Genomic DNA, 25,171 nt, shown 5'->3' with positions numbered 1-25,171 from the left:
GCAAGACGCGTGCTCAGTGGCAAGTGACACTCAACGGGGGGTGGCCTGACGCTCGGCCTCTTCCCGCCTGCCCAGGACGACGCGCTCGGCCAGTTTGATAGCGGACAGTGGCGCGCTGCCCTCGGCCTTGTTGTTGATGGTGATGAAGGTGGGCTTGTCCCGGCGCAGCGCCGCCAGGCACACCCGGGCCAGGACATCGCGCGTGGGGACGTCCTCGTCCACCAGTTGGTTGAACGGCGCGTAACGGGCGCGCGCCTCTTCGTAGCCGAGGTCCGGCGGGAGCATCCACCGCACCACCAGCGCGCGGGATTCGAAGGCGCGAGTGAGCTTCGCCTGCCGGCCCACGGGCGGCATGTGCGCCCACACCGCCAGCACCGGACTGACGCCCACGTCCGCCAGCGCCTGGGCCAGCCCCTCCGTGAGCAGCTCCTCGTTGCGCAGCTCCACCGCGTACAACGGCCCCTTCGGCAGCGCGGCGAAGAAGGCGTGCAGCCGCTCCACGAAGCGCGCGGGCCCGCCGAGCGCCTGCGGGTCCTGCGGCGGAAACTGGAAGACGAGCGGCCCCGCCTTCTCTCCCAGCCCCTCCACGAAGGGCATGACGACGGCCTCCGTGGCGTAGGCGGCATGGAGGAAGCGCTCGTTGGTTTGTCCCCGCTGCGCGCCGTAGCGCTCGTGCAGCGGGAAGCGCGCCAGGGTGCAGACCTCATGGGCCTTCACCAGGAAGCGGAAGGTGTCCGGCACCTGGGCGGCGTACTCGGCGAAGGCGCTGGAGGCGATGGGGCCGTAGAAGGTCCGGTCGATGCCCACCGTGCGCAGCACCGGGTGGTGCGCGTAGGCGGCCAGTCCCTCCCGCGCGAGCTGTGAGGCGGAGGCCTCATGGTCATAGACGATGCCGGACCAGCCCGGGAACGTCCACGAGGACGTCCCGAGGAACACCCCCTGCGGCAGCTCCCGCCCCAGCGTGGCCAGCGACTCCGGCACGGCCGCGGGCTCCACGGGCTGCGCGCCCTTGCGGCCCTTGGCGGGCGGCTCCACGGCGCCGGTGAAGAGGTCGAGCTGTGCGGGTCCTCGCTCTTGGGGCATGGCGCGTCTCCTGGGCCAATACAGCAGGCACCGCGGGCACGGTGCCGAGCGTCCAGCGCACCTAACGCCGGACGCCACGGGATGCAGGAGGTTGCCTCAGTCCAGCCCCACGTCCCAAGTGCCATGTCGCTCGACAGGCGACCGGGCGACGAATCGGGACGCGTGAGCGCTACAGCACCTTGAGGCGGATGGCCCCGGGCAGCAGCGTCATGGTGCACGGGAGGCGGCCCGGCGTCTCGCCATCCACGTCCAGGAAGACGTCGCCGCCGTCCACGGGCTCGGCGCGCAGGGTGCGGCAGCGCAGGCGCCGGGTGCCCTTCCAGTTCACGTGCGAGCCGTTGTAGACGCCCTTCGACTTGAGGATGAAGTCGCTCAGGCTGTAGTTGGACCAGATGGTGACGTCGAAGAGGCCGTCGTGGGTGACGGCGTCCGGCGCGACGAACATGCCGCTGCCGAAGTAGCGGCCGTTGGCCACGGCCACGGCGGTGACACTCACCACCTCTTCCGGGCCCCCGTCCACCGACAGCCGCACCTGCCGCTCCGAGTACTTCACCAGCCCCTTCAGCGTGCCCCACATGAAGCTCAGGTGGCCACCCAGGGCCTTGCTGCTCTGGTTGACCTCCTGGGCCACCACCGCGCTCACACCGAACGAGGCGATGTTGGCGAAGTAGCGCGTGGCGGGCTGGCCCGCGTGGTCGATGAACTCCAGCTGGCCCACGTCGAACGGCTCCGTCGTGCCGGAGCGCAGCCGCTCCAACGACGAGGCCAGCTCCAGGTCCCACCCGAAGGTGCGCCGGAAGTCGCCACCCGTGCCCCGGGGAATCAGCCCCAGCGCCGCGTTCGGATTCAGCGCCTTGCCGTCCTCGAAGAAGCCGTTGGTGACTTCGTTGAGCGTGCCGTCGCCCCCCACCGCGACGATGCACTCGTACCCGTCCAGGAGCGCCTGGCGGGTGATGCGCGCCGCGTCCATGCCACCCTGGGTGAAGCCGTGGCCGAAGTCGCCCAGCGCCCTGCCGACCTGCGCGGAAATCTCCGCCCAGCGCTTTCCCGTCTGCCCGTTGGCGCTGCGCGGATTGACCACGAGGAACGTCTTCATCTGGCCCTACCCCTCCCTTGGCCCTCCCTGTTTACGCGGTTGCGCACCGGCACTCCACTCCGTGGCCATGTTCAGGGCACGGCGGGCCCGCCGCCACCCCGCGTCAAAAGGGGTGGCGGGACCGCGCGAGCGAGGGCTCGCGTCTGACGGACTAGGCCTTGGGCGCCACAGGCACCGGCCGCACGTGAATCTCACGCAGCTGCCGGTCATCCACGTCGCCGGGGGCGCCCGTCATCAGGTCGGTGCCCGTCTTCGACTTCGGGAACGGAATCACGTCACGCAGGGACTCGGCGCCCGTGAGCAGCATGGCCAGCCGGTCCATGCCCAGCGCGATGCCGCCGTGCGGCGGAGCACCGAACTTCAGCGCGTCCAGCAGGAAGCCGAACTTGGCGCGCGCGTCCTCGTCGCTGATGCCCAGCGCCTTGAACACCTCCGCCTGCACCTTCGGGTCATGCAGACGGATGGAGCCGCCGCCAATCTCGAAGCCGTTGAGCACCACGTCGTAGCGGTGGCACTTCACCCGGCCTGGGTCCGTGAGCAGGTAGGCCACGTCCTCGTCGTGCGGACGCGTGAAGGCGTGGTGCGCCGCCGCCCAGGTGTTCGTCTCGTCGTCGTACTCGAACAGCGGCGGGTTCACGACCCACAGGAACTTCCACTGGCCTCCGCTGCCGTACTCCGGAATCAGGCCCAGCTTCTTGGCCACGTGCACGCGCAGGTTGGCCATCACCGTGTGGACCAGCGCCTCCTTGCCGAACTGGAACAGGAGGAGGTCGCCCGTCTTCGCGCCCACGGCCTGGTTGATGGCCTGCCGCAGCGCGGGGCTGATCGTCTTGGACAGCGGGGACTGCGTCCACTCGCCCCCCTCCGCCACCTTCGCGCGGGCCAGGCCCTTGGCGCCCGCCTGCTTGGCGAACTCCTCCAGCTTGTCGCTCTCCGCGCGGCTCATCGCCTTCTCCGCGGGGACGACCATCGCCTTGACGATGCCCTTGTTCTGCACCGCCTCCCAAATCATCGGGACGCCGCCGCCCTCGCCGTGCTCGCGAATCAGGTCGGTGAGCACCACGTGCTCCAGCCCGAAGCGCAGGTCCGGCTTGTCGTTGCCGTACTTGGCCATGGACTCGTAGAAGTCCATCCGCATGAAGGGCGTGGGGATGTCGATGCCCAGCACCTCGCCCCACAGCTTCTTCAGCAGGCCCTCAATCATCGTGAAGATGTCGTCCTGGGTGACGAAGCTCATCTCCACGTCGATCTGCGTGAACTCCGGCTGCCGGTCCACGCGCAGGTCCTCGTCACGGAAGCACTTGACGATCTGGAAGTACCGGTCGAAGCCCGCCACCATGAACAGCTGCTTGTAGAGCTGCGGGCTCTCCGCCAGCGCGTAGAACTTGCCCGCGTTGAGACGGCTGGGGACCAGGAAGTTGCGCGCGCCGCCCGGCGTGTACTTGCCCATGAAGGGCGTCTCCAGCTCCAGGAACCCGTTGTCCACCATGTACGAGCGCGTCAGCGCGTTCATCTTCGAGCGCGTCATCAGCGAGTGCTGGAGCGGCGCGCGGCGCAGGTCCAGGAAGCGGTGGGCCAGGCGCTTCTCCTCGGACGTGTCGATGCTGTCCTCGACGGGGAACGGCGTCGGCTCCGAACGGTTGAAGATGGTGAGGTCGCTGGCCCGGACCTCGATTTCACCCGTCTTCATCTTCGGGTTCACGTTCTTCCCGCGCGAGACGACCTTGCCGCGCACGCCCACGCAGTACTCCAGCCGGAGGCTGCCGGCGAGCGCGTGCGCCTCCGCGTGGTCCGGCTCGAACACCACCTGCGTGAGGCCATCCCGATCTCGCAGGTCGATGAACACCGCGCCGCCGTGGTCTCGGCGGTTGTGCACCCAGCCGAAGAGGACGACTTCCTCGCCGACGTTGGTCGCGGTGAGCTGACCGCAAGTGTGGGTACGCTTGACCTCGGAGATGAACGGGACTGCCATGGCACCGCCTGCTGGATTCGAAGGGGGGAGAAGGCGAAGCACCATACGGATCGCGGAAACGACGCGTCAAGGAGTCCGAGCGCCCCGGGTACGCCTCAAACCGTCGGAATCAGTGCGGATTCCGGGTTCCAAAGCCGCCCGCGAGCCCCGGGCGCACCGGCCGGCCGGCCGCCGTGCTCGCGAATGTGACGGCCGGGGGGAATACACGTTCCGGGCGGTCCGGAGTAAAACGGCGGCATGCTCCGAACAGTCATCGCCTCGACCGCCGCGCTCGGACTGGCCGCCGGCTGTGCGCCCGATTCGACCGCGCCCGTCAAGGTCAGTGCCCTGGTGCTCTCCAGCAATGGCCAGTACGTCCCCCAGGAGGTGGAGCTGAAGACCATCTCCGACATCGTCGGCCTCAAGGGCACGGTGGCCGACCTCCAGGGAGGCGCGCGCATCGTCATCGACTCCCAGGACCCGGACCTGAACAACGCCACCACGCCGGAAGGCTACGCCAACGCGCTGCTCAAGAACGCCGGCCGTGACGTCAGCGCCAACTACATCTCCCAGGGCGGCGTCCTCTGGCCGGCGGACTTCCACACCTGGAACATGGTGACGGCGTACTACAGCATGGAGCGCGCCTACGATTACTTCCGTGTCGTGGGCAACATCCCCGCTGCGGACTTCAAGGACCCCGTCACCACGTACTACTTCCCGGAGTTCGTGCTCGCGGACGTGGACAAGGACCCGATGAGCGACAACGCCATGTACTTCTCCGTACTGGAGTCGTTCCTGGTGCTGCCCTTCGACAAGCTCCAGCGCGCCCCGCTGGCCATCAACGCCGGCGTCATCGCCCACGAATACGCGCACCGCGTCTTCAACCTGAAGGCCTACAACGGCCAGCAGTTCCCGGAGGCGCTCACGCTGTGGCAGCAAGCCGGCGCCAGCCCGGGCGCCAACATCCTCAAGTCCTTCGACGAGGGGCTCGCGGACTACCACGCGTACGGCGCCACCTGCCAGACGACCCAGGGCGGCAAGGGCTGTGACTCCCGCTTCTTCTCCACGTCCTTCCACGGCAACCTGTACGGACAAGTCACCGAGGACCGGGACCTGGCCCGCGTGGACCGCTGCATGGACGCGTCCCTGCTGAACCAGCTGTACAACCAGAACCTGAGCGCGTTCAGCGGCAACGAGTACCGGGTGGGCACGCTGCTCGCCAGCGCGCTCTACCAGGCCGGCGAGGCCACCGGTCAGCGCGACGTGCTGCTGCGCGCCATCGTCGCCTCGTACAACGACGAGAGCACGACGACGCCCGGCCTCTACCAGCTGGCGCGCGCCACGCTGGCGGACCAGTCCCGCTTCACCCTGGCCGTGGCCGCCAGCGCCATCATCACCCACATCACCGACCTGCGCCTGAAGGAGGCCGTCTGCAACGAGCTGATGGACCACCTCCAGATTCCGCGCGAGCAGCTCGTCGGCAACGACCCCAACATGTGCCCGCCCAGCACCGCGGGTGGCACCACCTGCCCCCGCCTGGACCTGTGAGCATGAGGACTGCTTCCGTGAAGACGTGGCTCTTGCGTTGCGCCCTGAGCAGCCTCGCCCTGTCCGCTCCCGCCCTGGCCCAGGACGAGGACGACCCCTACGCCTACCCGGACGAGGAGCCCGCCAACGACGCCTCCGACTCCTATGACGGCGTCCGCCCCAAGGTGGACGAGGCGGACGACTTCCGCCGCGTCTCCGAGCAGGAGTACGACGATGGCGAGGACGGCTTCAAACCCCTCTCCGGGCTCGACGACCCGAACCTGGGCGTGGCCATGGAGTTCATCACCGGCGCCCTCTTCCTGGACAGCCCGCGCGGCCGGGCCGCGGAGACGCGCCTGGGCCTGGGCGTGCGCGCCACGTGGGAGTACGGCCGCATCCTCGACAACGAGTCGCTTCGCGAGGCCCTCTGGGCCGACGTGCGCTGGACGTTCGGCGGCACCAGCGACGGCACCGACTTCATCCAGGGCAAGACGCACCTCCACTACTTCACCATTGCCCCGGCCTATGAGCTGAAGCTCGGCAAGTCCGACTTCGGCTTCTTCGCCCAGGCGGGTGGCGGCATCGCGTACACGTCGTCGACCATCACCATCGACACGGTGGAGACGAAGGTCAGCGGCAGCAAGCCGCTGCTTCAGTACGGCGTGGGCTTCCGCGGCCGGCCCCGGCTGACCTCCTCCGGTAACTTCCGCCTCGCCTTCCGGCTGGAGGCCATGGGCTACCGCCGGGGCTACCACAACGACTTCTTCCTGGGCGGCAGCCTCGGCACCGCCTTCTGAAGTCGCCTTCACCGGCCGCTCGCCGCGCTGCATCCGGCGGGCGGCCATGAAGTTTTTTCCACCGCCTCCCCTCTTCGCCCGTACCCCCTCCTTGCGACTTCAAGGAGTTGGGACTGGCACGCCGTGTGCTCCTATTTCCACCGGGATGGGAACCTGGGTTCCCCTGGGGGCTGGGAGGCGAGCGATGAAGAACGCGCAGGGACAGGGACAGCACTTGGACCCCGTATGTGGGAAGGCCTTGGACACACCCGAGGGCCGTCCCACCGCCGAGTACAAGAAGCGCCGTTACTTCTTCTGCTCGGAGCGGTGCCGCCACGCCTTCGAAAGGCAGGCGGAGCGCTTCCGCTTCAACGAGCTGGCCCGCGTCGGCGCGCTGATGACGCCGGGCCGCGTCCGCTGGGGCATTGCCTGAGCGCCACGGCCGCTAGGCGGCCACGCGCAGGTCCTTGAGCCGCAGAGACAGCTTGCGCTGGCCTCGGAACGTGTCGAAGCCGGCCTGAAACGCCAGGTCCACCGGGCCATCCACCAGCGTGGCCCGGTCCGCCATGTTGAAGCCGATGGCGTCCAGCTCCGGTGCGTCCGCCAGGGCCAGCTTGAGATGGCCGCTGCCGGTGCCAGACTTGGGCTGCAGCACGCGCGGGCGAGCCACTTGTCGGCGCAGCACCAGCACGGGCTCCGGATTGCCCTGCCCGAAGGGGCCCAGCCGCTGGAGCGACTCAACGGCGTGAGCGTCCAGTTCGTTGGGATTCACCACCGCGTCCACGCGGCACCGGGGGATGAGGTCCTCCGGCGTGAGGCGCTGGTAGGCAATCTTCTCAAAGGCCTCCCGGAAGGCGGGCAGCCGCTCCGCGTCGATGGTGAGCCCCGCGGCGTGCTTGTGGCCGCCGAAGCGCGTCAGCAGCTCCGCGCAGCCACTGAGCGCGTCATGGAGGTGGAAGGCCTCGATGCTGCGCGCCGAGCCCTTCCCCACGCCGTCCTTCACCCCCACCATGACGGTGGGCCGGTAGAAGCGCTCCACCACGCGCGAGGCGACGATGCCGATGACGCCCGGGTGCCAGCCTTCGTCGTACAGCACCAGGCCGCGCGCCTCCTTCAGCGACTCCGCCTGGGCCAGCGCCTGCGTGAGGATGCTGCTCTCGATGCCCTGGCGCTCCGCGTTGGCGCGATCCAACACCGCAGCCAGTGAGCGCGCCGTCTCCGGGGACTCCGAGCACAGCAGTTGAAGTCCCAGCGAGGCGTCATGCAGCCGGCCCGCCGCGTTGATGCGGGGCCCCAGGCGGAAACCCACCTGCCCCGCGGTGACGGAGGCGTCCGGGTCCATGCCCGCCACTTCCTTCAAGGCCCGCACGCCCGGCCGGCGGCCCGCGCTCAGCTCCTGGAGGCCGTGCGTCACCAGGATGCGGTTGGCGCCGGTGAGCGGCACCACGTCCGCCACCGTGGCCAGCGCCACCAGGTCCATCATGGACCGGAGGTTGGGCTCCTTCCGGGTGGCGAAGAAGCCTTCGTCGCGCAGGCGCTTGCGGATGCCCATGCAGAAGTTGAAGGCCACGCCCGCGGCGCACAGCGCCTTCGTCGGGTACTCACAGCCAGGCTGGTGCGGGTTGAGCACCGCCACCGCGGGCGGCAGCGTGGGCGGCACGGTGTGGTGGTCCACCACCAGCACGTCCAGGCCCAGCTCCTTGGCGCGGGTGATTTCCGCCACCGAGGTGATGCCGCAGTCCAACGTCACCAGCACCCGCGTGCCCTCCGCGGCGATGCGCTCCACCGCGCCGACGTTGAGGCCGTAGCCTTCGTCCAGCCGGTGGGGGATGTACGTCGCGGGCGGCGCGCCCAGCTCCTTCATGAAGAGGTACAGCAGCGACGTGGAGCAGACGCCGTCCACGTCGTAGTCACCGTAGAGCGTCACCTTCTCCCGCGAACGAATCGCCCGGATGATGCGGTCCACCGCCCCCGGCATCCCCTTCATGCGGAACGGGTCCGGCAGGTCCGCCAACCGGTCCGACAGGAACGCCGAGGCGGACTCAGGGGTGCGGTAGCCACGGTGCAGGAGCACCTTCGCCGCGAGCGGGTGCAGTGACAGCTCCCCCGCGAGGGACGCCACTTCCTGCTCGACCACATCTGGAAGCAACCACCGCACGCTCGACGCTCCTCCTCGCCTTCTCCGAGGGGAGTTGGCGGGATGAATTGGCTACGAAAGCGACAGTACCTCAGACGTCTGACCAGGACAGTCCAACCTTGAGCCCGACACTTCCCCTCCTGCACGGGCGTTCAGACAAGCGCACGTGTGGTGGCACGCTGGTTCACGCACGGTCGGTCGCCGGTGAGCAGGTTCAAACGCACACCCGAAAACAGTGAGGTCGAGCATGCATCCAAGAGGTATCCGGGCCGCCACGCTGGCCCTGGCATTCGCCACGCTGGGCACCGCGGGTTCGGCGGCAGCGCAGGAGCGGCGCGACGGCAAACGCGGTGACCTGAATGTGTTCCTCCGCGGCGGCGTGGGCGACTACACCGGAGGCCTGGGCGACCTGACGAGCACGGGCCCGGCCTGGGGTGTGACGCTCAACATCCAGCCCACCACCTTCCTCGGCTTCGAGGTGGGCTACGAGGGCTCACGCAACGGCCTCACCGACAGCCGCCTGCTGGAGCAGCCCTCGCTCGTCCGGCAGGGCGGCAGCGCGCTGGTGAAGGTGTCACCGCCCTTCCTCACCACCGTCCGGCCCTTCGTCGGCGCGGGCCTGGGCGTCTCCCACATGAACGTCCGCGGCCCGGTGGAGGACCTCTACCAGTCGGACACGACGCCGGAGGTACCCCTGGCCGCGGGCGTGGAGTTCAACCGCGGCGCGCTCACGGCGGGCATCCGGACCACGTACCGCGTCCTCCTCAGCGAAGGCTGGGCGGACGGGGCCGTGGAGGACGCCAACGGCGGCCTGCTGGACGCCTCGCTCACGCTGGGCGCGCGCTTCTGACAGGCCCCCTGAAACACCGAGGGCCCTGCTTCCCGTGAAGGAAGAGGGCCCTGTCGGTGTCCATCGCCCGAGGCCTTCCTCAACGGAAGGAAGGCCTCAGGTGCGGATGGCTCACGCAGCGTTCGGCTGCTGGTGGTCCACGTTGCCGCTGGCGCGCAGACGGGCTTCCTTCGCCGCGGCGCGCTCGTCCAGCCAGATGGTCAGCGGGCTGGCGATGTAGATGGTCGAGTACACACCGACCACGATGCCCACCAGCATCGCCATGGCGAAGTCGAAGATTTCGCCCACGCCGAAGATGAGCAGACCGATGAGCGACAGCGCCGTGGTGCCGGAGGTGATGATGGTGCGGCCCAGCGTGTCGTTGATGGCGATGTTGATGACCTCCGCGAAGGGCTTGCCCTTGAACTTGGCCATGTCCTCGCGGATGCGGTCGTAGATGACGATGGTGTCGTTGACGGAGTAGCCGACCACCGTCAGCAGCGCCGCGATGGCCGTCAGGTTGAACTCGCGCCGGCTCACCAGGTAGTAGCCCGCCACCATGATGACGTCATGGACCATGGACAAGAGCGCGCCCGGACCGAACTTGAAGTCGAACCGGAACGCCACGTAGATGAGGATGGCGACCATCGAGTACAGCAGGGCCATGACGCCGCGGTTGCGCAGCTGCTTGCCCACCTGCGGACCGACGTAGTCCACGCGGCGCTGCTCGAAGTCCGGCTTCTCCAGCCCGGCGTTGAGCGCGGCGAACACGCGGTCCGCCATGCCGCTGGCCACCACCTGGTAGTCGTAGCCCGTGCCGCCCTGGGCCTCGCCCAGGTCACGCACTTCCTGCACGCCGATGCCCGCCGACTCCACCGCCTTCTTGACGGTGTCGGAGTCCATGGGCTGCGCCGCGCGGAAGCGGATGATGCCGTTGGGCAGGTCCGAGTAGACGTTGCGCACGCCCCCCAGCGCCTCCAGGGCCTCCTTGCCCTTGGCACCGCTCTCCTCGTTGAGCTGCGTGACGCCGCCCATGCGGAGCAGGAAGGTGTTCTCCTCCGCCGCGCCGATGTTCTGCACGCTGACGTCCGGCAGGCCGCCCTTGTCCGCGCGCTCGCGGACCTCCTCGGCGGTGATGGGGTGGTCGAACTTCACCTCCACCACCGTGCCACCCGCGAAGTCCACGCCGAAGTTGAAGCCGAAGGCGGCGATGCCGACGATGATCGCCAGGTTCAGCAGCGTGGAGAGAAACAGCGCGGGCTTGCGCTTGCTGATGAAGTCGATGTTCGTCTTGTTCTTGAAGATCTGCATGACGGTTCCCGGACTCCGGCCGGTCAGACGGAGACGACCTTCGCGTTACGACCGTGGACGAAGTAGGTCATGATGACTCGCGTCACCGTGATGGACGTGAACAGCGACGCCAGCAGGCCGATGATGAGCGTGGTGGCGAAGCCTCGCACCGGACCGGTTCCCGTGAAGAACAGGATGAAGGCGGAGATGAGCGCCGTCACGTGCGAGTCGAAGATGGTCCAGAAGGCCCGGTCGTAGCCCTGGTCCACCGCCGCCCGGGCCGACTTGCCATGCCCCAGTTCCTCGCGGATGCGCTCGTTGATGAGCACGTTGGCATCCACCGCCACACCCAGCGTCAGCACGAATCCGGCGATGCCCGGCAGCGTCAGCGTGGCGTTGAAGAAGGCCAGTCCCGCCAGGATGAGCAGGCCGTTGAGCAACAGCGCGAGGTCCGCGATGAGGCCGGAGGCCTTGTAGTAGACGGCCATGAAGAGGATGACCAGGCCCAGGCCCAGCACCGCCGCCAGGCCACCCTTCCGGATGAGCTCGTCACCCAGGCTGGCGCCCACCTGACGAATCTCGCCCACCGTCACCGGGGCAGGCAGCGCGCCGGCCTTGAGCACCAGCGCCAGCGTCTGGGCCTCGCCCAGCCACTCCTCGAAGGTGCGGCCACCCATGCGCCCCATGGTGATGCGGGCCGAACCGCCGCTGATCTTCTCGTTGATGTTCGGCGCCGTCTGGACGTTCTCATCCAGCACGATGGCCATGCGGCGGCCCACGCCCTGCTCGGTCAGCCGCTCGAACTCGCGCGCGCCCGCGGGGTCGAAGGAGATGTTCACCTCCGGCTCGTTGAGCTGGCTGATGTTCGCGTCCGCGCTCGCCAGGCTCTCGCCGGTCAGCGGCACGTTCTTGTCCAGCAGGTAGGAGCGGTACGAGGTGCACTCGTTCTTCTTCACCGGGTTGGCGATGCACTCGGTGAGCACCACCCGGTTCTCCGGCACCTTGTCCTTCGTGTACTCGGTGATGGCCTCACGCGTGGGGGCCTGGAGCTGCGGGAAGCCGCCCTCCGTCGTCAGCGTGATGTCGCTGCCAGCCGGCGGCGGGGTGGCCTGGAGCAGCTGCGCGAAGAACTGCGGGTTGGAGTCATCCACCATCCGGAACTCGAGCTGCGCGGTGGTCCCCACCAGCTCCTTCGCCTGCTCCGGGTTGCTGCGGCCCGGCAGCGAAATCTGGATGGAGTCGGCGCCCAGCTTGCGCACATCCACTTCCGCCACGCCCCACTTGTCGATGCGGCGGCGGATGACGAGCATCGCCTGGTCCACCGCTTCCGTCCGGAAGACGTTGGCCTGGCTCTCGTCCTGCACCAGCGTCAGCGAGGCGCCGCCGCGGCTGACTTCCTTGAAGTCAGTGAAGGTGGCCAGGACCTCCTTCTGGATGGCGTCCATGGTCCCCGGGTCCTTCGCCGTCAGGGTGACCTCGAGCTTCTCCGGGTCCGTGTCCGCCGTCACCTCGCCCAGCTTCTTGTCATTGACGTAATTGACAATCTGCTGCGCGCGGCGCTCGGTCCGCTTCTGGAGCGCCGTCTTGGTGTCCACCCGCATCACCATGTGGATGCCGCCCTGGAGGTCCAGCCCCAGGTTCAGGCGGTACTTCGCGGGAGGCGCCCAGCTGGGCATCCGCTCCTCGAGCACGGCCAGGTTGTTGCGCTGGTCCCGGTCGAGAACGACGAGCGAGTAATAGGTCGGAATGAGGAACCAGATGCTGCCCAGCGTCACCGCGACGATGAGTCCGAACTTCCACCACCAGCCGCGGTCCATCACTTCTCCTCCTTCTTCTCTCCGGCCGCCGCCGCGGGGGCCGCGGGCGTGCCTTCCGCCACCGCGCCCTTGGCGCTGATGGCCGTCTTGAGCACGCGGATGCGCACGCCGCTGGAGACCTCCAGCGTCACGGTGCGCTCATCCACGAGGTGGATCTTCCCGAGGATGCCCCCGGAAGTGACGACCTCATCACCCTTCTTCAGCGCGGAGAGGAGCGCACGGTGCTCCTTCAACTGCTTCTGCTGCGGGCGGATCATCACGAAGTACATGATGCCCACCAGGATGACCAGGAAGCCCAGGGTGCCCAGGGGATTGCCACCACCGGCCTGCGCCAGAATCAGAAAGCTCTCAGCCACACACTGCCTCGTCGGTTGAGGAAAGCTTGGGATGGAAGGCCCCCGATTTTGTTCGAGGAAACCATCCGAAAGGGGGCCCTCTTAGCAAGGGGGGCCCATGTGAGCAAGTGAACGCGGGAAGCCGGGCAATCCATCCGCCCGGTCAGCGACCGCGGGTCCGTTCGGCCTCCTGCGCCTTGGCACGGGCACGGAATTCCCGGGCAAAAGTGGCGAACCGGTCCTCTGCCACCGCGCGCCGGACTTCTGCCATCAGTCCCAGGAAGTAGTGGAGGTTGTGAATCGTGTTGAGCCGCATGGCCAACAGTTCCTGGGCGGCGAAGAGGTGCCGGAGATAGGCCCTGCTGAAATTGCGGCAGGTGTAGCAGGAGCACGCGGGGTCCACCGGCCGGTTGTCCCTGGCGTAGGCCGCGTTCCGGATGACGACCTTGCCCTCCGAGGTGAAGAGCAGGCCGTTGCGCGCGCACCGGGTGGGCAGGACGCAGTCGAACATGTCCACCCCGTGCTCCACGCAGGTGACCAGGTCCACGGGCGTGCCCACGCCCATCAGGTAGCGCGGCTTGTCGCGCGGCAGCAGGGGCGCGGAGTAGGCCACGCCGTCATGCATGGCCTCCGGAGCCTCGCCCACGGAGTAGCCGCCCAGCGCGTAGCCGGGCAGGTCCACCGCGCACACCTCCTCGGCGTGGCGCTTGCGCAAATCCTCGTGCAGGCCGCCCTGGACGATGCCGAACAGCGACGAGCGCTCCCGGCTCCAGGCCTTCACGCACCGGTGCAGCCAGCGGGTGGTGCGGGCCAGCGACGCCTCCAGGTAGGCCCTGTTCTCGGTGGAGGGCGGGCACTCGTCGAAGGCCATGATGACGTCGGCGCCCAGCGTCTCCTGGATGTCGATGGAGCGCTCGGGCGTGAGGAAGTGCCGCGCGCCGTCCAGGTGCGACTGGAAGGCGGCGCCCTCCTCGGTGATTTTGCGCTTCTCGGACAGGCTGAAGACCTGGAACCCGCCGCTGTCGGTGAGCATGGGCCGGTTCCACGACACGAAGCGGTGCAGGCCGCCCATCTCCCCCACCAGCGCTTCGCCGGGGCGCAGCATCAGGTGGTAGGTGTTGCCAAGGATGATCTGCGCGTCCAGCGTGAGCAGGTCGTCCGGCCCCACGCCCTTGACGCTGCCCACGGTGCCCACGGGCATGAAGATGGGTGTCTCCACAGGGCCGTGCGGCGTGTGCAGACGCCCCCGGCGGGCCTTCGTTCCCGACGCGTCCTCGTGAAGGAGCTCGAAGCGGACCATCCCCGGCTCCACGCGGGTGTCGCCCTTGCCACCTGACTGCTTCGCTTCCTGCTGCTCGCCCATGGCGTTCACTCCGACACCAGCATGGCGTCGCCGTAACTGAAGAATCGGTAGCCCGCGCGGACCGCCTCCGCGTAGGCCTCCAGCGTGCGCTCCCGTCCGAGCAGCGCGCTCACCAGCACCACCAGCGTCGAACGCGGCAGGTGGAAGTTGGTGAGCAGCAGGTCCACCTGACGGAAGGCGAACCCGGGACGGATGAAGAGGGTCGTCTCGCCGGGGCCCGCGCGCAGCCGCCCCGTCTCCGGGTCGGTGGCGGACTCCAGGGTGCGCACCACGGTGGTCCCCACCGCCACCACGCGCCGGCCTTCCGCGCGCGCCGCGTTGATGGCCTTCGCGGTGGCCTCCGGAACGGTGTAGCGCTCCGGGTGCATGTGGTGCTTGTCCAGGTCGTCCTCACGCACCGGCAGGAAGGTGCCCGGCCCCACGTCCAGCGTCACCAGCGCCCGGTGCACGCCACGCGCCTCCAGGGCGGCCATGGTCTCCTGGGTGAAGTGCAGACCCGCGGTGGGCGCGGCCACGGCTCCGGAGGCGCGCGCGTACACGGTCTGGTAGCGCTCCGCGTCCGCGGCGTCCGGCTCCCGGGTGATGTAGGGCGGCAGCGGCAGGCGGCCCGCCGCGTCCAGCAGCGCGGCCAGCGAGGCGCCCGGGGGCGCGTGGAACCGCACGCGGTACTCCCCTCCTCCCAGCGCCTCCTGGATTTCGGCCTCCAGGCCGCTGGCGAACGTCACGCGCTGCCCGGGCTTGAGCCCCTTGGAGGCCTGCCCCAGACAGACCCAGTCGAGCGATTCGGGGGCCGCCCCGAGCGCCGCCGAGGTCAGCGTGTTCTGGGCGGCCGGGCGCACGACGAGCAGCTCCACGCGGCCACCGGTGCCGGCCTTCTGGCCCAGCAGGCGCGCGGGGATGACGCGGGCGTCGTTGAGGACGAGCAGATCTCCGGGGCGCAGGAGCTCCTGGAGGTCTGCGAACCGGCGGTGAGACCAGGTGCCGCTGGAGCGGCTGATGGTCATCAAGCGCGACGCGTCCCGCTCGGCCAGGGGAGCCTGGGCGATCTGGGATTCGGGCAGCGCGAAGTCGTAATCAGAGAGACGGGACGACACGGGGGTGGCGCTTGTAGCAGCCCCCACGCCGTCGCGGAAAGCGCGCCGGACGCGGGAGGCGTCAGTAGAGCTGCTGCAGCTCGGCCCCGGGGTAGTAGTGGGAGAGGATCTCCCGGTACTCCCGGCCTTTGTCGGCGAGCGCCTTGGCGCCCCACTGACACAGGCCCGCCCCGTGGCCATAACCGCGACCGGTGAACACGTAACCGCGCTCGGTGCGTTCCACCTCGAAGTCCAGGCTCTTGAGCCGGGTGTAGCCAAGCTTGCGGCGCAGCTCCACGCCGTCCATGGAGGCGCCGTCCGCCAGGGTGACGCGCGTCACCCGGCGCGTCCGCGTGCGGGCCGTCACCTTGAGCCCCTGGGCCGGGTGGCGGAGCGCCGCCTTGATGTCCGCGTCGGAGAGCGTCGCCGTCCAGCGGCTGGCGGGGAGCCTTCCGCAGGGGCAATCGACGGGCCGGAGGTACGGCAGGTCGCGCTGCAAGGCATCAAGCCCCGACTCCGTCCGGCCGCCACACGAGGCATGGAAATACGCCTCGATGGGCGCCAGCTCGTACGTGAGCACCTGTCCCCGCGTGGCCTCGACGGCGGCCTTGGTGCGAGGGTCCTCGCGGTTGACGCCGCCATAGACTTGATGGAGCACGCTGCTGCCCAGGTGGAACGCGTTGCTGTAGGCATCCAGCTTCTTCTGGAGCGCATACGTCCGGGCGGCCACCGCCTGGGCCTTGAGGGCCTCCGGGGGAAACGACACGGGCATCTCGCTGCCCAGCACGGCGGCGAGGTAGTCCTCCAAGGGAATGACGTTGATGAGCTGCAGCCCACTGCGGTGCAGGCGCACCACCACATCGCCGCGGACCTGCGCCGCGCCCGCCTTGAGCGGCTCGGTGCCAGGCGCGGCCGATGCCTCCGACATGCCAGCGCGGAAGCGGACGGAGTCGCCCTCCACGGGCGTGCCGTTGACCTCGATGCGGCCCCCCTTGCGGCGGACGTTCGCCTGTCCCGAGGAGATGGGGGCGAACGTGGCCTCCTCGCTGTCGGGACCGGAGGCCAGCCCCCGGCCGCTGATGCGCACCTCGCTGCCCGCGTCCTCGATGGAGATGCGCAGGGTCTCCACGGCGAGCACGCCCGAAGGGACCAGCAGGAGCAGGACGAGTGCAACAGGTCGCAACATGGCCCCGAAGTGTAGAGGCGTGGGTGCTCGCCTCAAGAAAACGTCCGGCGGATGGGAGAGGATGGCTCACCCGTGACGTCACCTCCGCGCCCTGCCTTCGCCACGACCTTCATCACCGCCCTGCGCGAGCTGGAGCCCCGCCCCTCCGCGATGCTCACCCTCCGGTTGGTGGAGGGCCGCTCGCGGGAAGCCTGCGCGACGCACTACGGCATCCCCGCCCAAGCCTTCTCCGTGCTGCTGCTGAGGGCCGCCATCGCCCTGGCCCTGCACCGGGGCGCCCCCGCCCGCGAGCCCGCCAGTGAGGACGAGGAAGCCGCCTGGGCACGGATGCTCGCGGACGCGCTCGAGCGCCAGGACGCGAAGTTCCCCGCCGCGCTGGCTCCGGTGGTGGAGACGTGCCGAGAGCTCCAGACGACGGCGCCCCAGGTCGCCACGGGCTTGGAAACGGCGGAGCGGGAGGCCCGCGCGTCGCCCCAGCGTCGCCGCGAGGAGTGGCTGCGGCGGCTCGCGGTGGCTTTGCTGCTGGCGATGACGGCCTGGCTGTACCTGTCGAAGCCCTGAGGCCCTTCGGCGCCCCGCCAACGTCCACCGGTGCACACTACGCCAGCCCGTCCCTGAAGGAACGACACCGCGGGCCGGCGCCGCTGGACGCCAGGGGCCGCGGACACATAAGGGAGGCGACCATGCGCGCCCTTCCGCGGATGTTGCTGGCCTGCGTGCTGCTCACGGCCTGCGCGAAGCAGGTGGACGCCCGCGTCGCGGGCAACGACGACGCGGCCATCGACTCGCTGTCCCTGCGGCTCGAGGAGCTTCGGACGCGCGACGCCCTGGACGACGCGACGTGCGCGAACCGCTGTTCGGTGGGAACGCAGACTTGCGAGCTGGCGGAGTCGCTGTGCGCGCTCGTGGCGCGCCATCCTGACCGGGACGACCTGACGCCCCGCTGTGCCCAGGGACAGGAGCAATGCGCTACTGCCCGGAATGTCTGCGCGCGGTGCGGGCCCTGAGCGGCACGGCCCGGGTGCACAGAAGCAGGCTCCGTGTTTAGACTGCGACGGTTCCCGCTGTCCTGAACGAGGTCGTCCCGCCATGTCCCCCCGCTCTGCCCTGCTCCTGGTCGCCTCGTGGCTCGTCATTCCAGGGCAGGCCCTCGCCGCCGACAGCACGGAGCTGACTCCGGAGAAGGTGGCGAAAATCCGCCGCGACGAGGCCCAGGCCCTGGCCGAGGTCAACGCGGAGTACGGCAACCGCAAGTCGTCGGAGATGAGCACCGCGGAGCGCCGGGAGGCCATCGACAAGCAGAAGGCCGCCTCGGCGTCGGTGCTGGAGATGCACGGCGTGTCGGGCAAGGACTTCGCGCGTTACGAGGCGCGCATGTCGCCGGAGGACAACGCCCGCGCGAAGGCGGAGGACCAGCGGCTGGAGGAGGCCGCCAAGGCCGCGAAGAAGCCCGCGGCCGCGGCAGCCCCGGAAGAGGTCCACGTCCAGCAGGGCTTCAGCGACCAGGATCCGGTGGAGTTGGAGGCCATGGAGGGTGCGGAGCCGTCCATCGACGTCGGCGTACCGAAGGACGCCGAACTGCCGCAGTAGGCCTCTTCTGAACGACAGGCGCGCGGTGGCGAACCCCCACCGCGCACGCTGCTCAGCCCTTGCGGTAGCCGTAGCGCGGGGCCCGCTCCTGCCACACGCCGTCATACGGGCAGGTGCAGTCCGTCTCCTCGGGTTCCGGGTACGTGAAGCGCTCGCCCTTGTAGTTGCGGAACACCGTCTCCTGCGCACCGTACTCGACGGCGTAATCGGGCTGGAGCGTCACCTTCCCACCGCCTCCCGGCAGGTCCACCGCGAGGTGCGGCACGGCGAGGCCGGTGGTGTAGCCCCGGAGCTGCTGGATGATTTCCAGCCCCTTGGCGATGGGCGTGCGCAGGTGCTCACAGCCCTCGGCGACGTCCATCTGGTGCAGGTAGTACGGCCGCACGCGGCTGCGCAGCAGCAGGTGCGACAGCTCCTTGATGATGCGCGCGTCGGAGTTGAGCTGCCGCATCAACACGGCCTGGTTCTCCACGGGCACGCCATGGTCCACCAGCCGCTCGCAGGCCTCGCGAGCCTCGGGCGTCACTTCCTTCGGATGATTGAAGTGCGTGACGACGAAGACGGGCGCGTAGCGCCGGAGCGTCTTCGCCAGGGCGTCGGTGACGCGCATGGGCAGACACACGGGGACGCGCGTGCCGATGCGAATCATCTCGACGTGGGGAATCTCGCTGAGCGGCGCGAGCAACTCCTCCAGCCGGGAGTCGCTGAGCATGAACGGGTCCCCGCCGGAGATGAGGACGTCGCGCACCTCGGGATGGCGCCGGACATAGTCCACACCCCGGCGGAGCTGTTCCTTGGAGAGCTCCGCCACCCCGCCCTGCGTGATGCGCCGTCGCGTGCAGTGACGGCAATAGACGGAGCACGTATCCAGCGCGAGGAAGAGCACCCGGTCCGGATACTTGTGGACGATGCACTCCTCCGGGCGCGTCTTGTCCTCACCCAGCGGATCCGCGAGCTCGCCCGGACGGACGCGCGCCTCGGCCCTCACCGGGATGGACTGCATGCGCACCGGGCAGAACGGATGCTCCGGGTCAATGAGGGACAGGTAGTACGGACTGATGCCGATGCGGAACAGCGCGGACGTTTCCTGCACGCCCGCGCGCTCGTTGGAGGTCAGCGGGACGTACCGCTCCAGCTGCTCCAGGCCTCGCACCGCATGCCGCTGCTGCCAACGCCAGTCCGCCCACTCCGCGTCCGTGGCGTTGGGAAACAGCCGTTTGCGCCCTTCGGCGCTGAGCGACGCGCGAGCGGCCGCCGGCTCCGGCGGGAGACCCGCCGGAAGCACTGAGGTATCCATTACGCCGCCTTCTGCTGCTCCCGCCACCAGGCCTGACCCGCCTCGGACAGCTGGTCGATGGGGTCGAAGTATTCGTACTTCCGGCTGAGCGCGTCCGCATCGTTCAGTTCGATGCCGGTCCGGTAGTTCTTGGTCCAGTACGAGATGCCGCGCTCGCGGTCATACTCCGCCACCTGGTGGACCCAGCGCTTCCCGACGAAGGGCACGTCACAGACGATGCGCGGCGTGGCGAAGCCCGGCATGTAGCCCATGATGTCGTGCTGCAGCTGCTGCGCCTGAGCCACCGACAGCCGCCAATGCTCGCTGTTGGGGATCATGTCGCACATGTAGAAGTAGTACGGCAGGATCTTCGCGTGGTCGAGCAGCGTGAAGCACAGGTCCAGCAGCGCCTGCGGGCTGTCATTCACACCGCGCAGCAGCACGCCCTGGTTGCGCACGTCACGGAAGCCCATGTCCAGCAGCTTGCGCACGGCCTTGCCCACCAGCGGGGTGAGCTGCTGCGCGTGATTGACGTGCGTGTGCAGCGCCAGGTCCACGCCGCGCTCGACGGCCTTCTTCGCCAGCCGGTCCAGCCCCTGGAGGACGGAGTCCTGGAGGAAGTGCTGCGGGATGGCCATCAGCCCCTTGCTGGCCAGGCGGATATCCCGGATGTTCGGGATGTCCATCAGCGAGCTGACGAACGGCTCGAGCTGCTGGATGGGCAGGTTCGCGATGTCGCCACCCGACACCACCACGTCGCGCACCGTCGGCGTGCGACGCAGATAGTCGAGCATCTGCGCGTAGCGGTCCTTGGGCCCGATGCCAAACTTGTGTTTGCTGACCTGCGGCACGTCATTGCCCACCAGGTCCATGCGCGTGCAGTGCCCACAGTACTGCGGGCAGGTCGGCAGCATCTCCGCCAGCACCTTGGTGGGATACCGGTGCGTCAAGCCCTCCACCACCCACATGTCCTGCTCGTGAAGACTGTCACGGCTGGCCTTGGGATGGTTGGTCCACTCCGTGAGTCGGTCCGCGTAGGCCGGGAGCATGTAACGACGCACCGGGTCACGCCACAGGTCCTCAAGGTTCATGGTGTTGAGCATCTGCGGAGGCACGAGCAGCGACATGGTCGCCCGCTCGCGCTGGTCGCGCTCCATGCTCTCAGCCAGGTCATCCGGGAGCAGAGCCCCCAGCGTTGCCTTGAGTTCCTTGAGGTTCTTGATGGTGTGCTTGCGCTGCCAGACGGAGTTCTCCCAGTCGGCGGCGGACACGTCCTTGAAGCCAGGAATCCGCCGCCAATCGGGCTCGATGAACTCCCGGCGGTGGGGATACGTAAAAGGCTGTTCAGCGGGGCCAGCCTCAGGCTTGGCCCGGATGGGCGTCGTTTGCATGGCGCATCACCTCTAAATTGCTCGCGGGCGAGGCGTCATAACGCGCCCATGCCCCACTTCGGTCAACAATCGAAGGGGGCATCGGATGCCCGCCTTCTCACTCGATGGGAACATTGACCAGCTTGGCTACATTGTCTTCCGTGATGTCGACCACCACGGGCTTGGTCGTCTTACCGTTGAGCTTGAACGAAATCTTCCGCTTGCCCACCGGTAGCATCAACGGACTGCCAAGTGTCACCGGTGTCTGGCGATTCGTCTTCTTCCCATCGACGTAGATGTCCGCGCCCGCCGGCTTTGTGCTGCAGGCGAACTTGCCCATCACCTTGGGGGCCCTCGGCGGCTTGGGGGCAGGTGGAGGCTTGGGCGCAGCCTGGGGCGGCGGCCGCACGTTGGCCACGGTGGGCTCGGGCTGCGGCTCCTTCGTCATCTCGAACGCGACCGTGACCTGCTGGCTGCTGCCGTCGGCCTTGAACTCACCGGAGTACGGCTTGTAGCCCGCGAGCTTCGCGGTGAACGCGTAGGTCTTCCCCACCTCCAGGTTCGCCATGCGCGCGTCTGGAATCCGCCCCAGGCGCTCGCCATTCACGGCGATCTCCGCGCCGTCATCACCCTTGAAGACAGCTGCGACCTGGACGGGCGCGGGAGCCGGATCCGTGGCGGGAGGCGGCGTCTGCCCATTGTCGACAGGCGCGTTCTCAGGTGCCTCGTCGCCGCCCGGAGCCTCCGCGGGAGCGGCGGGCTCGGTGGTCCCCGCGGCAATGACGACGCCCGGGTTCGTCGGCGGTGCCACCGGCGGCTTGTTCTCGGGCGGCGGGGCCGCCTGCGGATCAGCTTCCAGCGGAAGCGAAACGACGATTCTGCTTCCAGCGACGACATCCACCGTCTTGGCCGCGCTCTGCTGCCCCGGAGCGCTCGCGGTGACCCGGTACTGCCCTGCCGGGAGTGCCAGCAGCGTGTTGAGCTGGACCTCCTGGCCATTCAGCTGGATGCGCGCGGAAGGGTTGGACGGGGACACCATGAAGGTGACCTCGCCCGTGGACGGCCTGGTGGCCATCACCACGCCGACGACGAGCAACAGCACGATGGCCGCGGCGGCGGCGAACAGCACCGGCTTCGGCAGCGTCTTGAGGTTGAGCGCGGGCTTCGCCTTGGCGGGGACCTTCGTCTTCGCCTTCGCCTTCGCCTTCGCGGGCACAGCGGCCTTCGCGGGTGGAGGCGCCTCCTCCGGAGGGAGGGGAACCGAGCCCGTCACCTCTTCCTCGGGCTCGTTCAGGTCGTCGTGCGGGTGCCCCTCGTCACCGTAGTCGTCCTGAGCGTCGTAGCCGGCGCCACTGTCGTCCTCGGGCGGCTGCTCGTAGTCAGACGGATCCTCCTCGGGCTCGGGAGCGCGCTTTCCGCCCCGGCCGCGGCCCGCCACGGGGACTGGCCTGCTGCCCGTCTCTTCGTCCAACGAGGGAGACGAGCCGCGCGAGCGCGTCGGCGGCGCGGACGGCGCGGGGCCAATCATCGTGGCGCCGGAGTAGGCCTCGCCTTCCTCGTTGCTGATGACGACCTGCGCCTTGGGGCCACTCTTGCCCTTGCGTGAGGACGTATCGGGCGCGGGGGCGCGCAAGGAGTTGTAGGAACCGGACGTCCCATGGTCCTGGATGGGGTTCTCCGTCCGGCCCGTGATGCTGTCGTCCACCACGACGCTGCTGTCGGCAACGCGGGTTTCGGGAGACATGAACGCATGCGACGAGTCGACAATCTGCGTCTTGTCGCCCGCGCCGACGCCCATATCCTCGAGCTCCTCGGCGGTGGGAGGCGGGATGTAGTCCTGGACAGGCTGCGCCGGCGAGGTGGAGGCACGGCCCGCGGGCGTTCCCGTCACCACCACGGCTGGAGGGGGCGCACGCCGCGCCGCCTGCCGGTTGAACCCGGGAGCCACCGTGATGCCCGAGGCCTCGATCTGGTCGGGGCGCTCGATACCGGCATAGCGCTCCATCTTCTCCGCCTCGCGGAGCATGTCCTCGGCGAACGCCTCCTTCATGTAACTGGAGAGGTGCTTGGCCGAGTAGATGGCGTCACCGGCCAGGAGGAACCGCATCAGGTCCTCGGCCATGTCGGACGCCCACTGGTAGCGGTCCTCGGGTTCGCGCGTGAGCGCCTTGAGGACCACCTTCTCCAGGCCCTGCGGGATGCTCGGGTTGAACTCGCTGGGGAGCGGAACCTCCGCGTTGCGCACCTTCTCCAGGGTGGAGAAGTCCGACTCGCCGACGAAGAGCTTCTCGCCCGTGAGCATCTCGTACAGCAGCACGCCCACGGCGAAGATGTCGCTGCGCCGGTCGATGGGCATACCCCGGACCTGCTCCGGGCTCATGTACCCGAACTTGCCCTTGAGGATGCCCGCCTGTGTCTTCTGCGAACGGTTCGCCGCCTTGGCGATACCGAAGTCGATGACCTTGACCTCACCCTCATAGGAAATGAGGATGTTCTGGGGCGACACGTCGCGGTGGATGATGTGGAGGTCCTGCCCGCGGGCGTCCTTCTTCCGGTGCGCGTAGTCCAGGCCGTCGCAGATCTTGGAGGCGATGAACACCGCTTGGGCGGTGGGCATGATCTCCTTGCGACGCCGGTAGCGCTCCAACATGGTCCGGACGTCTCGTCCGGCGACGTACTCCATGGCGATGAAGTAGGTGTCGTCGTACTTCCCGAGTTCGTTGATGTGCACGACGTTGGCGTGGTTCAGCTGAACGCTGATCCGCGCCTCGTCGATGAACATCGTGATGAACTCTTCGTCCTCCGCCATCGTGGGGAGGATCTTCTTGATGGCCAGGATGCGCTCGAAGCCCTCGACGCCGAAGGCCTTCGCGATGAACACCTCCGCCATGCCGCCGACGTTGATGCGCTCGAGGAGCAGGTACTTCCCAAAGAGGGTCGGCTTCTTCATCTCGTGGAGCGGCCCGGCACCGGGAGGCGCGCACCGCGACAGGCGGTGCGCAGACCGGGCGGAAACCTGGACTCTAGTCGCAGCGCGGACGGCGAGTCAAACACGCACAGCAGCCTGAAACCCCAACGAATCCGGTAGCTTGAGCCCTCCGAGCACCATCCGGACCTCGCCACGGAAATGTCATGCTCCACAACGCGCGGCGGCAGGCGCGCAGAGGGGGGCTCAGAGGTCTGTTGGAGCGCTGTCGCGGGTAGGCGCATGTCGCCTGTATTAGCAGGTCGGAGCGCCCCCTGCCTGGGGCCCCCAAGCGGAGTGATCCATGATCCGGCGGCAGCGGGACCGGGCGTACCTGCCACCTGGCGTCGCCGAACTCGAAGCTCTACCGACTGGGTTTTCACCGGGCCTACGTGGCGCCTCCATTTCCCGCGCACGGACAGCCCGGCCGCTGGCGACGCACCCGCCACCACCGCTGGCGCATTTGCCATCGAGGCCTCTGGAACCAGAGCCAAGGCGAAGGAGTGCATACGGGCCTCGCACTCCAAGCCACCCAACGCAGGGGCGGCGAATAGAGGACCGTCGACACCTCAGCGCCCCCAAACGCCCTCCCGAGAAGCGCCGCACCTTCCTGTGCAGCCCTCGGCATTGGGCAGAGGGTGTGGCTGAGACTCACCAGGCGCCCCCGGGCGCCACATGCCCTGGACCGAAGGGGGCACGGCTACTTCAACTGGCGGCGGCCCCCGATGCAAACGAGCGGGAGTGCAAACCAGAGCGTCTGCCCGCTAGCGAAACTGCCGCGAATGTCGCCAAACATCGGCGCGCGCCCAGCATGCCCGCCCCTGGCCTTGGCGCTCGCAGGCGCGATCGCCGGAGTGCTCCGCGGACGCACAAGACGTTTGCTCACCGCCCGAAAATTGGGGCTCGCGCAGCCCGAACAGCCACGGAGGAAGAAGCGCCTGATTCCCTCAACGACCGAAGGTTGGAACCAGCGCTGTACGAGCATCCACGGATGAAGAAGCTCCTGCCGCTGGAACGCCGCGAGCGACTGGCCCAGCTCTCCGCGCGCCACGGCGGGCGCTGCATCTTCGTGGGACGTTTTCTCTCGGTGCTGCGCGGGGCGGTGTTCATCATGGCCGCAGTGCATGGCATGTGGCTGCGCGACTTCCTGCTGTGGGACGGATTGGCGCTGTGCCTCAGCGCCCCGGTGGTGGTGGCGCTGGGGTACGCCTTCTCGCACAGCGTGGACGCAGTGGCGAAAGGGGCGGCGCGAGCCGAGCACCTGCTGGTGCTGGCCACGACGGCGGCCCTGCTGGCGGTGGGGGGCCTGCGCCGGCTGCGCACGCGGCGCCTGGCCCAGCGCCCGCGGTGACGCGCGGAAACCCCACGCGCCCCAAAACGGAAAACCCCCGGTGTCCACGAGGGACACCGGGGGTTTCTCAAAAAGAATCCGGCAGCGACCTACTCTCCCGCGCGGTTTCCCGCGAAGTACCATCGGCTCTGGAGGGCTTAACTTCCGTGTTCGGGA

General features: G+C 68.6%; 21 protein-coding genes and 1 rRNA gene. 8 read left to right on the top strand and 14 right to left on the bottom strand.

The window, feature by feature from the left end; translation table 11 throughout:
* Nucleotides 1–30: 30 nt before the first annotated feature.
* From FL344_RS26095 to aspS, 3 genes are all read right to left on the bottom strand, one after another.
* Entirely contained in the window at nucleotides 31–1,083 is a 1,053-nt protein-coding gene (locus FL344_RS26095) for a DUF72 domain-containing protein (protein WP_141620428.1), read from the bottom strand.
* A gap of 169 nt (nucleotides 1,084–1,252) precedes the next feature.
* Nucleotides 1,253–2,179, bottom strand: a complete 927-nt coding sequence (locus FL344_RS26090; protein WP_141593630.1) for a diacylglycerol kinase family protein — start codon at nucleotides 2,177–2,179, stop codon at nucleotides 1,253–1,255.
* A gap of 151 nt (nucleotides 2,180–2,330) precedes the next feature.
* Nucleotides 2,331–4,151 (bottom strand): aspartate--tRNA ligase, encoded by a 1,821-nt coding sequence (gene aspS, locus FL344_RS26085; RefSeq protein ID WP_090494329.1) that lies wholly within the window; start codon nucleotides 4,149–4,151, stop codon nucleotides 2,331–2,333.
* 237 nt (nucleotides 4,152–4,388) lie between these two features.
* Between aspS and FL344_RS26080 the strand changes: the two genes are divergently transcribed.
* The 3 genes from FL344_RS26080 to FL344_RS26070 all read left to right on the top strand — a co-directional run bounded on the left by FL344_RS26080 (nucleotide 4,389) and on the right by FL344_RS26070 (nucleotide 6,866).
* Nucleotides 4,389–5,678: a hypothetical protein gene (locus FL344_RS26080; RefSeq protein ID WP_141620427.1), complete on the top strand. Its 1,290-nt coding sequence runs from the start codon at nucleotides 4,389–4,391 to the stop codon at nucleotides 5,676–5,678.
* A 17-nt stretch (nucleotides 5,679–5,695) separates the two neighbouring features.
* Nucleotides 5,696–6,454 carry a hypothetical protein gene (locus tag FL344_RS26075; protein WP_141620437.1) on the top strand — a complete coding sequence of 253 codons (759 nt, stop codon included), beginning with the start codon at nucleotides 5,696–5,698 and terminating at the stop codon, nucleotides 6,452–6,454.
* 184 nt (nucleotides 6,455–6,638) lie between these two features.
* Nucleotides 6,639–6,866: a YHS domain-containing protein gene (locus FL344_RS26070; protein WP_141593627.1), complete on the top strand. Its 228-nt coding sequence runs from the start codon at nucleotides 6,639–6,641 to the stop codon at nucleotides 6,864–6,866.
* A gap of 12 nt (nucleotides 6,867–6,878) precedes the next feature.
* Here the strand turns inward: FL344_RS26070 and recJ are convergent, their stop codons facing one another.
* Nucleotides 6,879–8,591, bottom strand: coding sequence for a single-stranded-DNA-specific exonuclease RecJ (gene recJ, locus FL344_RS26065; protein WP_141620426.1), 1,713 nt, complete (start codon nucleotides 8,589–8,591; stop codon nucleotides 6,879–6,881).
* A gap of 226 nt (nucleotides 8,592–8,817) precedes the next feature.
* Between recJ and FL344_RS26060 the strand changes: the two genes are divergently transcribed.
* Nucleotides 8,818–9,420, top strand: a complete 603-nt coding sequence (locus tag FL344_RS26060; protein ID WP_194863257.1) for a hypothetical protein — start codon at nucleotides 8,818–8,820, stop codon at nucleotides 9,418–9,420.
* Nucleotides 9,421–9,531: 111 nt separating this feature from the next.
* On the opposite strand, the gene secF is transcribed toward FL344_RS26060, so the two are convergent.
* From secF to FL344_RS26030, 6 genes are all read right to left on the bottom strand, one after another.
* Nucleotides 9,532–10,710, bottom strand: a complete 1,179-nt coding sequence (gene secF / locus FL344_RS26055; RefSeq protein WP_141593624.1) for a protein translocase subunit SecF — start codon at nucleotides 10,708–10,710, stop codon at nucleotides 9,532–9,534.
* A 23-nt stretch (nucleotides 10,711–10,733) separates the two neighbouring features.
* Nucleotides 10,734–12,506 (bottom strand): protein translocase subunit SecD, encoded by a 1,773-nt coding sequence (secD, locus tag FL344_RS26050; protein ID WP_141593623.1) that lies wholly within the window; start codon nucleotides 12,504–12,506, stop codon nucleotides 10,734–10,736.
* A complete protein-coding gene (gene yajC / locus FL344_RS26045) occupies nucleotides 12,506–12,862 on the bottom strand; it encodes a preprotein translocase subunit YajC (RefSeq protein ID WP_140864314.1) in 357 nt (118 codons plus the stop codon). The genes secD and yajC overlap by 1 nt, the downstream gene beginning before the upstream one ends.
* 142 nt (nucleotides 12,863–13,004) lie before the next feature.
* Entirely contained in the window at nucleotides 13,005–14,204 is a 1,200-nt protein-coding gene (gene tgt / locus FL344_RS26040) for a tRNA guanosine(34) transglycosylase Tgt (RefSeq protein ID WP_090494346.1), read from the bottom strand.
* 5 nt (nucleotides 14,205–14,209) lie between these two features.
* Nucleotides 14,210–15,298: a tRNA preQ1(34) S-adenosylmethionine ribosyltransferase-isomerase QueA gene (gene queA, locus FL344_RS26035; protein ID WP_194863256.1), complete on the bottom strand. Its 1,089-nt coding sequence runs from the start codon at nucleotides 15,296–15,298 to the stop codon at nucleotides 14,210–14,212.
* Nucleotides 15,299–15,359: 61 nt separating this feature from the next.
* A complete protein-coding gene (locus FL344_RS26030) occupies nucleotides 15,360–16,463 on the bottom strand; it encodes a SpoIID/LytB domain-containing protein (protein WP_141620423.1) in 1,104 nt (367 codons plus the stop codon).
* A gap of 72 nt (nucleotides 16,464–16,535) precedes the next feature.
* Between FL344_RS26030 and FL344_RS26025 the strand changes: the two genes are divergently transcribed.
* The 3 genes from FL344_RS26025 to FL344_RS26015 all read left to right on the top strand — a co-directional run bounded on the left by FL344_RS26025 (nucleotide 16,536) and on the right by FL344_RS26015 (nucleotide 18,053).
* Nucleotides 16,536–17,024, top strand: coding sequence for a hypothetical protein (locus tag FL344_RS26025; RefSeq protein ID WP_228565379.1), 489 nt, complete (start codon nucleotides 16,536–16,538; stop codon nucleotides 17,022–17,024).
* Nucleotides 17,025–17,146: 122 nt separating this feature from the next.
* Nucleotides 17,147–17,470, top strand: coding sequence for a hypothetical protein (locus FL344_RS26020; protein ID WP_228565378.1), 324 nt, complete (start codon nucleotides 17,147–17,149; stop codon nucleotides 17,468–17,470).
* Between the two features lie 82 nt (nucleotides 17,471–17,552).
* On the top strand, nucleotides 17,553–18,053 hold the full coding sequence (locus tag FL344_RS26015) for a hypothetical protein (RefSeq protein WP_141620421.1): 501 nt from the start codon (nucleotides 17,553–17,555) through the stop codon (nucleotides 18,051–18,053).
* A 52-nt stretch (nucleotides 18,054–18,105) separates the two neighbouring features.
* Here the strand turns inward: FL344_RS26015 and FL344_RS26010 are convergent, their stop codons facing one another.
* The 3 genes from FL344_RS26010 to FL344_RS26000 form a co-directional block, all read right to left on the bottom strand.
* Entirely contained in the window at nucleotides 18,106–19,350 is a 1,245-nt protein-coding gene (locus tag FL344_RS26010) for a KamA family radical SAM protein (RefSeq protein WP_090494357.1), read from the bottom strand.
* A complete protein-coding gene (locus tag FL344_RS26005; protein WP_141593618.1) occupies nucleotides 19,350–20,720 on the bottom strand; it encodes a KamA family radical SAM protein in 1,371 nt (456 codons plus the stop codon). The genes FL344_RS26010 and FL344_RS26005 overlap by 1 nt, the downstream gene beginning before the upstream one ends.
* Before the next feature lie 97 nt (nucleotides 20,721–20,817).
* Nucleotides 20,818–23,649, bottom strand: a complete 2,832-nt coding sequence (locus tag FL344_RS26000; RefSeq protein WP_141620420.1) for a serine/threonine-protein kinase — start codon at nucleotides 23,647–23,649, stop codon at nucleotides 20,818–20,820.
* Between the two features lie 1,006 nt (nucleotides 23,650–24,655).
* Between FL344_RS26000 and FL344_RS39360 the strand changes: the two genes are divergently transcribed.
* A complete protein-coding gene (locus FL344_RS39360; protein ID WP_228565377.1) occupies nucleotides 24,656–25,015 on the top strand; it encodes a DedA family protein in 360 nt (119 codons plus the stop codon).
* A 76-nt stretch (nucleotides 25,016–25,091) separates the two neighbouring features.
* Here FL344_RS39360 and rrf read toward each other — a convergent pair.
* Nucleotides 25,092–25,171: ribosomal RNA gene (gene rrf / locus FL344_RS25990) — 5S ribosomal RNA — on the bottom strand; the annotation flags it as partial.

It is taken from the genome of Myxococcus sp. AB036A, assembly GCF_006547355.1.
GTDB lineage: Bacteria > Myxococcota > Myxococcia > Myxococcales > Myxococcaceae > Myxococcus > Myxococcus virescens.
The sequence above is the reverse complement of the archived record's forward strand: the minus strand, read 5'-3'. Positions and strand labels throughout refer to the sequence as shown.

What these genes read in the sequence shown, in the direction of transcription:
- aspS (WP_090494329.1), bottom strand. Translation starts at nt 4,151, where the DNA reads ATGGCAGTCCCGTTCATCTCCGAGGTCAAGCGTACCCACACTTGCGGT.
- FL344_RS26080 (WP_141620427.1), top strand. Translation starts at nt 4,389, where the DNA reads ATGCTCCGAACAGTCATCGCCTCGACCGCCGCGCTCGGACTGGCCGCC.
- FL344_RS26090 (WP_141593630.1), bottom strand. Translation starts at nt 2,179, where the DNA reads ATGAAGACGTTCCTCGTGGTCAATCCGCGCAGCGCCAACGGGCAGACG.
- FL344_RS26095 (WP_141620428.1), bottom strand. Translation starts at nt 1,083, where the DNA reads ATGCCCCAAGAGCGAGGACCCGCACAGCTCGACCTCTTCACCGGCGCC.
- FL344_RS26030 (WP_141620423.1), bottom strand. Translation starts at nt 16,463, where the DNA reads ATGTTGCGACCTGTTGCACTCGTCCTGCTCCTGCTGGTCCCTTCGGGC.
- secD (WP_141593623.1), bottom strand. Translation starts at nt 12,506, where the DNA reads ATGGACCGCGGCTGGTGGTGGAAGTTCGGACTCATCGTCGCGGTGACG.
- FL344_RS26020 (WP_228565378.1), top strand. Translation starts at nt 17,147, where the DNA reads ATGCGCGCCCTTCCGCGGATGTTGCTGGCCTGCGTGCTGCTCACGGCC.
- secF (WP_141593624.1), bottom strand. Translation starts at nt 10,710, where the DNA reads ATGCAGATCTTCAAGAACAAGACGAACATCGACTTCATCAGCAAGCGC.
- FL344_RS26060 (WP_194863257.1), top strand. Translation starts at nt 8,818, where the DNA reads ATGCATCCAAGAGGTATCCGGGCCGCCACGCTGGCCCTGGCATTCGCC.
- FL344_RS26000 (WP_141620420.1), bottom strand. Translation starts at nt 23,649, where the DNA reads ATGAAGAAGCCGACCCTCTTTGGGAAGTACCTGCTCCTCGAGCGCATC.
- FL344_RS39360 (WP_228565377.1), top strand. Translation starts at nt 24,656, where the DNA reads ATGAAGAAGCTCCTGCCGCTGGAACGCCGCGAGCGACTGGCCCAGCTC.
- FL344_RS26015 (WP_141620421.1), top strand. Translation starts at nt 17,553, where the DNA reads ATGTCCCCCCGCTCTGCCCTGCTCCTGGTCGCCTCGTGGCTCGTCATT.
- FL344_RS26010 (WP_090494357.1), bottom strand. Translation starts at nt 19,350, where the DNA reads ATGGATACCTCAGTGCTTCCGGCGGGTCTCCCGCCGGAGCCGGCGGCC.
- FL344_RS26005 (WP_141593618.1), bottom strand. Translation starts at nt 20,720, where the DNA reads ATGCAAACGACGCCCATCCGGGCCAAGCCTGAGGCTGGCCCCGCTGAA.
- FL344_RS26070 (WP_141593627.1), top strand. Translation starts at nt 6,639, where the DNA reads ATGAAGAACGCGCAGGGACAGGGACAGCACTTGGACCCCGTATGTGGG.
- tgt (WP_090494346.1), bottom strand. Translation starts at nt 14,204, where the DNA reads ATGGGCGAGCAGCAGGAAGCGAAGCAGTCAGGTGGCAAGGGCGACACC.